Origin of the sequence: Variovorax guangxiensis, from assembly GCF_003952165.1 — a bacterium.
GTDB classification, from domain to species: domain Bacteria; phylum Pseudomonadota; class Gammaproteobacteria; order Burkholderiales; family Burkholderiaceae_C; genus Variovorax; species Variovorax guangxiensis.
Genome location: NZ_RXFT01000013.1, coordinates 141,310 through 154,072, shown reverse-complemented (window position 1 = coordinate 154,072; position 12,763 = coordinate 141,310). Strand labels below are relative to the sequence as shown.

The following is a 12,763-nucleotide window of genomic DNA, read 5'->3' as shown; positions in this document are numbered from 1 at the left end:
CGAACAGGCATGAGCGAAGGCGTTGCGCACCGGCCACTTCCGCCCGGCTTGCGACGCCGCTCGGTGATCGCCGGCGCGGCCCTGCTCGCGGGCCTCGCGCCGATGCGAGTTGTGCAGGCGGCCGAGCCACTGGAGCCCGACGAGGAAGCGCTCTTCATGACCGGCACGGCGCGCCCCACCACCGATGGCCGCATCGAGGTCGACATCCACGCATGGATCTTCGAGCGCGAGAACCGCTGGGGCCTCAACGCGGCCTTTGCGCGCTACCTGGGCCTCAGCCTGAAGAAGCTCTCACCCGCGGCGCGCCTGCGCTTCAACCAGCGCACCGCGCTCTTCCACGCGGAGTCGGAGGAAGGCAAGGTGATCGACGTCGATTTCGAAGGCGGGCGCACGCGCGTGACGATGCCGCCATCGGGCAAGGATGGCCGCTGCAACCTGCGCGTCGTGATCGACACGCCGCGCGCACCGCTGCTGCCGACTTCGCCCTCGCCGCAGGAGTGGGTGCAGTTCCACGGCGTGACCGGTCCGGGCGAGTTGCTGCACCGCTTCAGGGGGCACGCGCTCGTGGTGCCCGAGCAGGGTGTGTCGGTCATCTCGGACATCGACGACACCATCAAGCGCACGCAGGTGCGCGAGCGGCGCGAGATGCTGCTCAACACCTTCGCCCGCCGCTTCGAGGCGGCGCCTCGCATGGCGGGCTGGTATCGCGCACTGGCGAAGGTGCCGGGCACGCGCTTCCACTATCTCTCGGCGAGTCCCATACAGTTGTATCCGGCGCTGTCGGACTTCATCCGCAACGCGGACTTCCCGCAGGGCAGCATGCACCTGCGCGAGAGCACGACGTGGCGCACGCTCATTCCGGGCGACGACGATTCGCGCGCGCACAAGCTCGGCGTGATCGGCCGGCTGCTCGCGGAATTTCCGCAGCGACGCTTCGTGCTGGTGGGCGATTCGGGCGAAGCCGATCCCGAGATCTACGCGCAAACGTTTCGCTCGCATCCTCGGCGCATCGACAGCATCGTGATCCGTGACGTGACGGGCGAAGGCCGCACTTCCGAGCGCTATCGCGCGACCTTCGAAGGCATCGATCCGGTGCGCTGGCACATCGTGATGCCGGACACCGCCGAGTGGCCCGTGCAGGCCATCAACTAGGCATCGACCAGCCTGCGCACCGGTCAGGCCTGCGGCAGGTCGCCGGAAACAAACTGGCACCTTCGTCCCCTTCTCTTTGCGAAAGGAACACTTCGGTACACGCGAGGAAAGGCACGCACGGCACAGGGTTTAGACAACGCTAATTGTTTGTGCGCACAATGTCCGAAACGCCCTCAACCAAAAGGAGACGGCTCATGTCCATGGAATTTCTTCGGGTCATCGCCGAGCAGAAATTGCCATATGTCATCCACACGCCGGCCGACATCGACAGGCTGCGCGTGCTGCGTGCGGCAGAGTTGGTGACAGCATTCATCCCGCCTTCGGAGCGTGCGCCCGACGAGCGCGCGATCCGCCAGCTCGCCCAGGTCGAATCGATCACGGCCAAGGGCATGCTGGCACTCAACAAGGCCACCTCGGCATTCATCGAACTGTAGGAAGACACAGCTGCGTCTTCCCTGCGCGCGAGCCCCGCGGCCGCGCGTCGGCACCCTCCATCGGCTGTTACAAATAGCCCTCTTTTCCGCGTAACCCGGCCGGTTCGCGGCCATCCTCCGCTTCGCCTTTCTTGCTCATCCGCGTGACCGGAGGCGCTTGCTCGCGCGCGTCTGCGTTACCACGCCGGCCTTTTGCGCGTCAATTGCGTGACAAAACGCTCAATTACACGATTTTCTACGGATCGATGGCTTGCTTTCTCGCGCGGTTTTACCCGCTTCATGGGGTACCTACCCAATTCTGGGGATTGTGAGCAGATATCTCGATTTGTATCTTTCGTTCGTCTCAATGCATGCCGGGACTGCAACGGCAACGGGCCGCGCGGGCGCTTCCACAAGGCGCAGCAGCGTCGAAGACACCAACGTGTGTTCTTGTCAATTCAACCTTTTCTGAGAGCGAACAATGTCGAACAGCTTGCAAAAATGGGTGGGACGCAATCGTCCTCCGCGCGTCCAGATCACCTATGACGTCGAGATCGGTGACGCAGTCGAAAAGAAGGAGCTGCCGCTCGTGGTGGGCCTGCTGGCCGACCTGTCGGGCCAGCCCGCGCAGCCGCTGCCCAAGCTCAAGGAGCGCCGCTTCGTCGAGATCGACCGCGACAACTTCGACGGCGTGATGGGCAACATCTCCCCGCGCCTGGACCTCTCGGTGCCCGACACCATGAAGGGCGAAGGCAACCTGAAGATCGAACTGAACTTCAAGGAGTTCGGCGACTTCCATCCCGAAGCCATCGTGAGCCAGGTGCCACGCCTGGCCAAGCTGCTCGAGGCGCGCCAGCAGCTGCGCGACCTGCTGGCCAAGCTCGACGGCAACGACGAACTCGACGGCCTGCTCGAGCGCGTGGTGCAGAACAGCGAAGACCTCAAGACGGTCCAGAGCCAGGCCAAGGCGGAAGCCGACGTGGCACCGGCACAAGCCTCGGCTTCGGCTTCCGCGGAAGCCGCTGCCCAGACCTCCTCCGAAGCCGAAGCACCGGCAGCGTGATCAACCACGCCGGCCGCTGCCCCTCGCGGCGCAGTCCGGCACTTCATGAATGGTGATAGAGATGGCCAACAAATCCAAAGCCGCCGAAGCCGGCAGCGCAGCAGCAACCACCGTCACGACCAGTGACATGAGCCTGCTCGACAAGATCGTCTACGAAGGCAACATGACGACCGAGCCCTCGCAGGGCGCCTATGCGAAGAAGCTGATCGGCCAGCTGGCTTCGCAGATCCTCGACGAAGGCATGAAGACCAGCCCCGACAAGGGCGTGGTCACGCTGATCAACGAGCGCGTCGCCGAGATCGACCGCCTGCTGACCGACCAGCTCAACGCGATCCTGCACGCCCCCGAGTTCCAGGCCCTCGAAGCCTCCTGGCGCGGCCTGCACGACATGGTGTTCGGCACCGAGACCGGCAGCAACCTCAAGCTGCGCCTGCTCAACGTGAGCAAGAAGGACCTGCTGAAGGACCTGGAAGGCGCCGTCGACCACGACACCAGCGTGCTCTTCAAGAAGATCTACGAAGAGGAATACGGCACCTACGGCGGCCATCCCTACTCGCTGCTGATCGGCGACTACTACTTCGGCCGCCATCCGCAGGACATCGCCCTGCTGGAGCGCATCTCCCGCGTGGCCGCCGCCGCGCACGCGCCCTTCATCGCCGCCGCCGCCCCGGCCCTGTTCGACTTCAAGTCTTTCACCGAACTGGGCGTTCCGCGCGACCTGTCCAAGACCTTCGAGAGCGCCGAGCTCGCCTCGTGGCGCGGCTTCCGCGATTCGGAAGATTCGCGCTATGTGTCGCTGGTGCTGCCCAGCTACGCGGCCCGCCTGCCCTACGGCGCCAAGACCATCCCCGTGGAGAACTTCAACTACGAGGAAGACGTGGACGGCACCGACCACGGCAAGTACCTGTGGGCCAACGCGGCCTACCAGCTCGGCCTTCGCATCACGCAGGCGCACTCGCTGTACGGCTGGACCACGGCCATCCGCGGCGTGGAAGGCGGCGGCAAGGTCGACGGCATGGTGGCCCACGCCTACAAGACGGACGAAGGCGACATCGCCCTGAAGCCGCCGACGGAAGTGACCATCACCGACCGCCGCGAGAAGGAACTGAGCGACCTGGGCTTCATCGCCATCGTCAACTCCAAGGGCTCGAACACCGCCGCCTTCTTCGGCGGCCAGACCGTCAACAGGCCCAAGGTGTACGACAAGGACGCGGCCAATGCCAACGCGGCAGTGTCGGCACGCCTGCCCTACATCCTGGCCGCGTCGCGCTTCGCCCACTACCTGAAGGTGATCGTGCGCGACAAGATCGGCAGCTTCCAGACGCAGGCCGACATGCAGAAGCACCTGAACAACTGGGTCGCGAACTACGTGCTGGTGAGCCCCTCGGCGCCGCAGGCCATGAAGGCCAAGTACCCGCTGAGCCAGGCCCGCGTGGACGTGACCGAGGTGCCGGGCAAGCCGGGCTCGTACCGCGCCATCGCCTTCCTGAAGCCGCACTTCCAGCTCGAGGAACTCTCGGCCTCGATCCGCCTGGTGGCCGACCTGCCGGCAGCCGCCGCCTGATCGCACCGCACCGTCTCAATCAACGTCGACATACCGACTGAAAGAAAGAATTCTCGAAAATGCCTATCTACCTCAAGATGCCGGGCGTCACCGGCCAGACCCAGATCGAAGGCCACAAGGACGAAATGGAAGTGCAGAGCTTCCAGTTCGGCGCCGGCCTGGCCGTGACCTCGGGCACCTCCAACCAGGAACGCACCGCGGGCAAGCCCAGCTTCTCCGAGATCACGGTGACGCGCATCAGCGACTCGGCCACGCCCCAGCTGCTGCAGAAGCTCGCCGGCGGCGAGGTGTTCGCGGGCGACACCGTCATCACATTCCCGCGCGAGGACAAGAGCGGCCTGCTGCCCCTGATGGTGGTGACGCTGACCGACGTGATCCTCAGCGGCTTCTCGGTCTCCAGCGGCGGCGACCTGCCTTCCGAAAGCATCTCCCTGAACTACGCGGCCATCAAGGTCGACTACACGAAGCAGAAGGAAGAAGGCGGCCAGGAAGGCGTCGCACCGTTCGGCTGGGACATCTCGAAGAACGTCGCGGTGGCCTGATGAGGCGCCGCTGACCCCGGGCGCCAACCACCGTGTCCGAACTCGTCAAAGGGGGCGTCGCCCCCCTGTTCGACCGGTTGGCGTCCGCGCAGTCCGAGCACGTGCGGGGGGCCGCGCATCTCGAGACGATGGAGTCCGTGCAGGACTCCATCGGCCGTGAGCTGCGCCGGCTCTTCAACACGCGCTCGCCGCTTTCGGCGGATGACTACGCGCAAGGCAGCGGCACCGTCCTGGAGTACGGCATTCCCGACTTTTCCGTGTTCAGCTCGCAGAACGCGGCCGACCTGCAGAGGTTGGCCGCGCTTCTGCGCACGGCCGTTTCGCGCTACGAGCCGCGCCTGTCGGAAGTGAGCGTGCAGGTCAGCCCCGCGCCCAACCGGCACGAAGTGGCGCTGGTGCGCATCGGCGCGCAGGCGCGCGCCGGGCTCGCGCTGCGCCGCGTGGACTTCGAGATGCTCCTGGGCACGCCGGACAGCCTGATGAAAGTCGCCTGACGTGTCCGACATCCAGCACAGCGACCTGCTGCAGTACTACAAGCGCGAGCTGTCCTACCTGCGAGGACAGGGGGCGGACTTCGCCCAGCGCTACCCCAAGGTCGCATCGCGCCTCTCGCTGCACGGCGGCGAATCGCTCGACCCGCACACCGAACGGCTGATCGAGTCGGTGGCCTTCCTGTCTGCGCGCGTTCACCGCGACCTCGACCAGGAATTTCCCGACGTCGCCTACGCCCTGCTCGACAACCTCTGCCCTTCGCTCGTGCAGCCGCTGCCGTCGATGTCGGTGGCGCAGTTCGGCCTCGATCCGGCGCAGGGCAAGGTCACGGCGGGCTTTCGCGTGCCTCGCCACACGATGCTGCACGCGCGCACATCGCCGCACGCGCCGGGGGCTCCGGGGGCTTCCTCCCAGGACTGCCGCTTCCGCACCGCCTGGGACACCCTGCTGTGGCCGCTGCGAATCACGCGTGCCGCCATCGACACCGACGCCGTGCTGCGGCTCGCGCTCGAATGCGAGGAGCAGACCGACTTCTCCGAGCTGGAGATCGACAGCCTGCGCATCCACCTGCAGGGCGACTGGATGACCACCATGCCGCTGTACGACGCGCTGGTGTCCGGGGTGAAGTCGGTGGCCGTCGTTCCCGAAGGCGGCATGGCGCAGATGCTGCCGGCCGATGCCTGGCGCGAGGTCGGCTTCGCCGAGGGAGAAGAAGTTCTGCCGCAGCCCGCCAACGCGCAGCCTGCCTATGGCCTCTTGCAGGAGTACTTCGCGTTCCCGCGCAAGTTCCATTTCTTCGACCTGCATCACCTGCGCTCGCGCCTGGGCGGCGGGCGCCGCTGCGAGATCGCCTTCCAGCTCGACCGCTCCACGCGCGCGCTGCGCTACATCGACGCCGACAACTTCCAGCTCGGCTGCACGCCCATCGTCAACCTGTTCCCGCGCGTGAGCGAGCCGCTGGCGATGGACCAGCGCCACTACGAATACATGCTGGTGCCCGACCGCCAGCGCGACGCGACCACCGAGGTGCATTCCATCGTCTCCGTGGTCGCGTCCGACCCGGACGCCGACAAGCCGGTGAACGTACCCGGCTTCGCCGCGCTGGGCCATGTGGACGGCGCGCCGGGCGCGAAGGACGGCACGGTCTTCTGGTCCGCGCGGCGCGAGCCCTGCCTGCGCCAGAACATTCCGGGCACCGACGTCTTCCTGTCCTTCGTCGACCAGGGCAAGGCCCACACCCGCCCCGCGCAGCCCGTGGTCTACGCGCACCTGCTGTGCACCAACCGGCGCCTGGCCGAGCAGGTGCCCGTGGGCGCGCGCCTGCTGGCCGAGGGCCCGCCGCAGCCGACGCACGTGCGCTGCCTCTACGAGCCCACCGCCCAGCGCGATCCGCCGCTGGGCAGCGAAACGCTCTGGCGGCTGGTGTCGCTGCTCACGCTCAACCACCAGTCGCTGGTCGACGGCTCCACCGGCCGCGAGCAGCTGCGCGAGATGCTGCTGCTGTTCGCCTCCGACAGCCGCCGCGACCATGCGCAGATCCGCGGCATCGAGGGGCTCTCGGCGCGCGGCGTCACGGCGCACGTGGGCACCGAGGCCTGGCGCGGGTACTGCCGGGGCACGCAGGTCACGCTCGAATTCGAGGACGACGCCTTCGTCGGCGGCTCGCCGCTCATGATGTCGGCGGTGCTCGCGCGCTTCTTCGCGATGTACACCTCGGTCAACTCCTTCGTGCGCCTCGCGGTGCGCAGCGGCGAGGAGATCCGCAAGCAATGGCCCCCGATGACGGGCCGGCAGGTGGTGCTGTGATCGTCGAAGAACTCGCCGCCCGCCCGCAGGACTTCAACCTGTTCCAGGCCATCAGCCTGCTGGAGCGCGCCGCGCCCGAGGCTGTGCCAGTGGGCCGCTCGCAGGGCCCGCGCGAACGCGAGGCCGTGCGGCTGCACGCCTTCGTCTCGCTCGCCTTCGAGGCCAGCGACGTGCGAGAAGTCGGCACCGAGGCCGTCACCGGCGAGCCCTACTCGCTCACCACGCCCGCGCTCTCGCTGGCCGGCAGCGGCGGCCCGCTGCCGATGCCCTTCACCGAGATGCTGCTGGAGCGCCGCCAGCAGCGCGACCACGCCACGGGCGACTTCCTCGACATCTTCAACCACCGCTTCCTGGCCTTTCTCTACCGCAGCCGGCGCAAGCACCACGTGGCGCTCAACCCGCAGTCGCCCGCGCGCTCCACACTGGCTTCCACGCTCGACGCCGCCAGTGCGCTGGGCCTGCGCGCCGGCGTGCGCGCGCCCGACGGCTCCGCCCTGTGGCTGCGCCATGCCGGCCTGCTCGGCGGTGCGCCGCGCGGCATGACCGCCCTGCTCGCGCTGCTGCGCGACCGCCTGGGCGTGCAGGTGGACGGCACCCAGTTCCGCGGCCGCTGGCTGGCGCTGGAGCCCGATGCCTCGGCGCGGCTGGACATGCGCACGCCGCTGGGCGGCGGCGCGGTGCTCGGCAAGCGCGTGTGGGACCAGGGCGCGGGCATCCGCCTCGTCTTCGGCAACCTGAGCCAGCAGCGGCTGCGCGAGCTGCTGCCCAAGGGCGCCGACCACGCACTCGCCAAGTGGCTGGTGCGCCGCTTCATCCCGCAGGACCTGAAGGTCGAGATGGAGCTGCGGCTGGCCCCTTCCGAATCGCGCAGCAGCGTGCTCGGCGCATCCAACCCGATGCGCCTGGGCTGGACCTCGTGGGTCGCCGGACCGGCCTTCCGCGGCGCGCTGCCGCCCGTTCAACACACCCTGACCAGCGACGGCGGCGACGCGCCCCACGCCTGATCCGAACACTCCTATGGACATCGACATCCGCACCCTGCTCGGCCGGCTCAACCCGGAATGCAAGCGCGCCATGGAACAGGCCGCCGAGCTGTGCGTGCAGCAGACGCACTACAACGTCGACATCGAGCACCTGCTGATGAAGCTGGTGGACAACGAGGCGCCCGACCTGCGCCTGGTGTTCGGCCGTTTCGGCATCCGGCCCGACACGGTGCAGGCGCAGCTGCAGAAGTCGCTCGACACCTTCAAGCGCGGCAACGGGCGCACGCCCAGCCTCGCGCCCGACTTCGCACCGCTCTTCCAGGAAGCCTGGCTCATGAGCTCGATGCTGCTGGGCCAGCAGCACGTGCGCTCGGGCACGCTGATGCTGGCGCTGCTCGAGGTCGACCGCCTGCGCGGCCGGCTGGTCGATGCCGCGCCCGCGCTGCTGCAGATTCCGCGCGGCTCGCTGCGCGACGAGCTCGCGGGCCTGCTGCAGTCTTCTCCCGAAGATGCGGCGGGTGCCGCGCTGGCCGCCGCGCCGATCGCATCGGCACCCTCCGCACCCGCCGCGAACCAGCCCGCCGCGCCACGGCCGGCGAACGAAGCCGGCGCGATGCAGATGCCCACCGCGCGCCGCGGCAGCTCGGCCACGCCCTCCCTCGACCAGTACACGGTCGACATGACGCAGCTCGCGCGCGACGGCGCCATCGACCCGATCCGCGGCCGCGACGGCGAGATCCGCCAGATCATCGACGTGCTGCTGCGCCGCCGCCAGAACAACCCCATCCTCACCGGCGAGGCCGGCGTGGGCAAGACGGCCGTGGTCGAGGGCTTCGCTCAGCGCGTGGTGCAGGGCGACGTGCCGCCCGCGCTGCGCCAGGTGTCGGTGCGCTCGCTCGACCTCGCGCTGCTGCAGGCCGGCGCCGGCGTGAAGGGCGAGTTCGAGAACCGGCTCAAGTCGGTCATCGCCGAGGTCAAGGCATCGCCGACGCCGGTGATCCTTTTCATCGACGAGGCGCACCAGCTCATCGGCGCGGGCGGCGCCGAGGGCCAGGGCGACGCGGCCAACCTGCTCAAGCCGGCGCTGGCACGCGGCGAGCTGCGCACCATCGCCGCCACCACCTGGGCCGAATACAAGAAATACGTCGAGCGCGATCCGGCGCTGGCGCGGCGCTTCCAGGTCGTGAAGGTGGAAGAGCCCAGCGAGGAAGTCGCCATCGACATGCTGCGCGGCATGGTCGAGACGCTGGAGAAGCACCACGGCGTGGAGATCGTCGACGACGCGGTGCGCGAAGCCGTCAAGCTCTCGCACCGCTACATCACCGGCCGGCAGTTGCCCGACAAGGCCATCAGCGTGCTCGACACCGCCTGCGCGCGCGTGGCCATCGGCCAGAACGGGCTGCCGGCCGAGCTCGAATCGGCCGCGCGCGACATCGCCACCGGCGAGAGCGAGCTGCGCGTGCTGCGCCATGAAGCGGCCACGGGCAGCGACCGCCAGGAAGCCATCGCCACCCTCTCGGCGCGGCTCGACGCGCTGCGCCAGAAACACAAGCGCCTCTCGGACAAGGTCGACGAGGAGAAGCACGCGGTGATGGAGATCGTCGCGCTGCGCCGCAAGATCGCCGAGAGCCTGCGCAGCGACGCACCGCCGGCCGACGAGGAGAACGACCCCGCCCTGCTCACCGCCGCGCTGCGCCGCCTGGAGAAGGGCCTGGAGGCGCTGCAGAACGACGAACCCATGGTGCCCGTCTGCGTGGACGGCACGATGGTGGCGGAGGTCATCTCCGGCTGGACCGGCATCCCGGTCGGCAAGATGATGACCGACGAGCTGCACACGGTCCTCAACCTGAAGGAAAAGCTGGCCGAGCGCGTGGTCGGCCAGGACGACGCGCTCGACGCCATCTCGCGGCGCATCCGCACCTTCCACGCCGACCTGGACGACCCCGGCAAGCCCGTGGGCGTGTTCATGCTGGTGGGCCCGAGCGGCGTGGGCAAGACCGAGACGGCCTTCGCGCTGGCCGACCTGCTGTACGGCGGCGAGCGCAACGTCATCACGGTGAACATGTCGGAGTTCCAGGAAGCGCACACCGTCTCCAGCCTCAAGGGCGCGCCGCCCGGCTACGTGGGCTACGGGCGCGGCGGCGTGCTCACCGAGGCGGTGCGCCGCAGGCCCTACAGCGTGGTGCTACTCGACGAGATGGAGAAGGCGCACCCCGACGTGCTCGAGCTCTTCTTCCAGGTGTTCGACAAGGGCACGATGGAAGACGGCGAAGGCGTGCCGATCGACTTCAAGAACACGCTGATCCTGCTGACCTCCAACGCCGCGCAGGACGTCATCACGCAGGCTTCGCAGGGCGGGCGCCGGCCCGACCCCGAGGAGCTGGTGGAGCGCCTGCGCCCCGAGCTGCTCAAGCAGTTCAGCCCCGCCTTCCTGGGCCGGCTGGCGCTGGTGCCGTACCACCACCTGGGCGACGGGCAGATCCGCGCCATCGTCGCCCTCAAGCTGGGCAAGCTGGCACGGCGCTTCTCGCTGAACCACCACGCCGGCTTCACCTGGGACGAGCAGGTGGAAGACGCCATCACCGCGCGCTGCACCGAGGTGGACAGCGGCGCGCGCAACATCGACCACATCCTCGCGCACGCGGTGCTGCCCGAGCTCTCGCGCCAGGTGCTGGAGCGCATCTCGATGGCCGCGGCCTTCACCGGCGTGCACATGAGCGTGGGCGCGGACGGTGCCTTCGCCTTCGGCTTCGAGCCGTCGACGCTGAGCTGAGCCGGATCGGGACGAACAAGCGATGAACATGCGCGAAGGCTTCACCCAGCACGCCGCTTTCCTGACGGTGAAGACCGCCCTCGGGCCGGACGAGCTGCTGCTCGACGCCTTCCAGGCCACCGAGGGCCTGTCGCAGCTGTTCGCGTGCTCGCTCACCATGCGCTCGCCAAACAGCACGCTGCAGGCCGCCGACCTGATCGGCACCTCGGCCACGGTGGTGCTGCAGCGGCCCGAGAAGGAAAGCCGCTTCTTCAACGGCATCGTCTCGCGCTTCACCTACCTGGGCAGCAATCGCGACTTCGCGACCTACACGCTCGAACTGGTGCCGCGCATGTGGCTGCTCACGCTGGGCCGCGACCGCGTGATCTACCAGAACCTGAGCACGCCCGACATCGTGCAGAAGGTGCTCGGCGACTTCGGCGTGGACTTCAGGCTATCGCTCACCGGCAGCTACGCACCGCGCGAATACTGCGTGCGCTACGACGAGACGGCCTTCGACTTCGTCTCGCGGCTGATGGAAGAGGAAGGTATCTTCTACTTCTTCACCTTCGCGGACGGCGCGCACACGCTGGTGCTGGCCGACAGCAATTCCGCATGCACCACCTGCCCGAATGCGGAGAAGCTGGTCGTGCGCAGCGCCGAGGAAGGTTTCGCGCATGCCCACGCCGTCACGCGCTTCGAATCCGACGCCCGGCTGGTGACCAAGGGCCAGGAGGTCGACGACTACGACTTCCTCACGCCCGACACCAGCCTGCTGAAGAAGCAGGAGGCCGAGACCGGGCGCGGCACCGACTACGAATACCCCTCGCGCGTGGCGATCTCGGCGGGCGAGCCGCGCGCACGCATCCGCGTGGAAGCACACCAGAGCGGCAGCCAGTCGGGCCGCGGCGACAGCCACTGCCACTACCTCACGCCGGGCACCACCTTCACGCTGCAGGACCATCCGCGCGCGGACCTCAACGCGCAGCACATGGTGCACAGCGTGCGGCACCACGCCGACCTGGAGCACTACGGCAACAGCTTCGAGACCCTGCCCCCGGCCATGCCCTTCCGCCCGCCGCGCCTCACCCCACGGCCGGTGGTGGCGGGCAGCCACACGGCGCGGGTGGTGGGCCCCGCGGGCGAGGAGATATGGACCGACCAGCACGGCCGCATCAAGGTGCAGTTTCCGTGGGACCGCCTTGGCAAGAAGGACGAGAAGAGCTCCTGCTGGATCCGCGTATCGCAGATGTGGGCCGGCGAAGGCTGGGGCGCGCTCTTCCTGCCGCGCATCGGGCAGGAAGTGGTCGTGAGCTATGTCGACGGCGACCCCGACCGGCCGCTGGTCTCGGGCAGCGTCTACAACGGCACGCACGCCACGCCGGTCGCCCTGCCGGGCAGCTCGTCGCAAAGCACCATCCGCTCGCGCTCGACCAAGGCCGGCGAAGCCGGCAACGAGATGCGCTTCGAGGACAAGAAGGGCTCCGAGGAGCTCTACATGCACGCGCAGAAAGACATGCGCGTGGAAATCGAGAACGACCTCACCACCACGGTGATGGCCGGCAACGAGCTGCACACCGTCACCAAGGGCAATCGCACCGTCAAGGTCGACACCGGCAACGAGACCCACTCGGTGAAGGGCACGCGCGCGCTCGATGTCACCGGCAACGAGACACACGACAACAAGGCCAATTTCACGCAGACGGTGACGGGCAACTACGAGCTCAAGGTCACGGGCAACCTCGTGATCGACGTGACGGGCACGCTGCTCATCAAGTCGGCGCAGACGCTGGACCTGAAGGCCGGCACCAACCTGGGCGCCAACGCCGGCATGAACTTCGCGGCCGAAGCCGGCGTGGCGCTGTCGGCCAAGGGCGGCGCCACGCTCTCGAACGAGGCGCCTTCCATCAGCAGCAAGGCCTCGGGCATGAACGCCGTCGAAGGCGGCGGCATGGTCACGCTCAAGGGCGGGCTGGTGAAGATCAATTGAGCGGCG

At 68.2% G+C, this 12,763-nt stretch carries 10 protein-coding genes; all 10 read left to right on the top strand.

Annotated features, from left to right (window positions below; translation table 11 throughout):
• The first annotated feature begins 9 nt into the window (after positions 1-9).
• Positions 10-1,152, top strand: a complete 1,143-nt coding sequence (locus EJP67_RS25930) for a phosphatidate phosphatase App1 family protein (RefSeq protein ID WP_126024620.1) — start codon at positions 10-12, stop codon at positions 1,150-1,152.
• Positions 1,153-1,346: 194 nt separating this feature from the next.
• Positions 1,347-1,586: a hypothetical protein gene (locus tag EJP67_RS25925; RefSeq protein WP_126024619.1), complete on the top strand. Its 240-nt coding sequence runs from the start codon at positions 1,347-1,349 to the stop codon at positions 1,584-1,586.
• Positions 1,587-2,046: 460 nt separating this feature from the next.
• Entirely contained in the window at positions 2,047-2,628 is a 582-nt protein-coding gene (tssB, locus tag EJP67_RS25920; protein ID WP_126024618.1) for a type VI secretion system contractile sheath small subunit, read from the top strand.
• Between the two features lie 61 nt (positions 2,629-2,689).
• Positions 2,690-4,192, top strand: coding sequence for a type VI secretion system contractile sheath large subunit (gene tssC, locus EJP67_RS25915; RefSeq protein WP_126024617.1), 1,503 nt, complete (start codon positions 2,690-2,692; stop codon positions 4,190-4,192).
• Between the two features lie 59 nt (positions 4,193-4,251).
• A complete protein-coding gene (locus EJP67_RS25910; RefSeq protein ID WP_126024616.1) occupies positions 4,252-4,734 on the top strand; it encodes an Hcp family type VI secretion system effector in 483 nt (160 codons plus the stop codon).
• Between the two features lie 32 nt (positions 4,735-4,766).
• Positions 4,767-5,228, top strand: a complete 462-nt coding sequence (gene tssE / locus EJP67_RS25905; RefSeq protein WP_126024615.1) for a type VI secretion system baseplate subunit TssE — start codon at positions 4,767-4,769, stop codon at positions 5,226-5,228.
• A gap of 10 nt (positions 5,229-5,238) precedes the next feature.
• Positions 5,239-7,032, top strand: coding sequence for a type VI secretion system baseplate subunit TssF (gene tssF / locus EJP67_RS25900; RefSeq protein WP_126024646.1), 1,794 nt, complete (start codon positions 5,239-5,241; stop codon positions 7,030-7,032).
• The gene (tssG, locus tag EJP67_RS25895; RefSeq protein ID WP_126024614.1) at positions 6,996-8,036 is read left to right on the top strand and encodes a type VI secretion system baseplate subunit TssG; all 1,041 of its coding nucleotides are present in this window, start codon (positions 6,996-6,998) and stop codon (positions 8,034-8,036) included. The genes tssF and tssG overlap by 37 nt, the downstream gene beginning before the upstream one ends.
• Before the next feature lie 13 nt (positions 8,037-8,049).
• Positions 8,050-10,788, top strand: a complete 2,739-nt coding sequence (tssH, locus tag EJP67_RS25890) for a type VI secretion system ATPase TssH (RefSeq protein WP_126024613.1) — start codon at positions 8,050-8,052, stop codon at positions 10,786-10,788.
• A gap of 22 nt (positions 10,789-10,810) precedes the next feature.
• Entirely contained in the window at positions 10,811-12,757 is a 1,947-nt protein-coding gene (locus tag EJP67_RS25885) for a type VI secretion system Vgr family protein (protein WP_338067721.1), read from the top strand.
• The last annotated feature ends 6 nt before the right edge of the window (positions 12,758-12,763 follow it).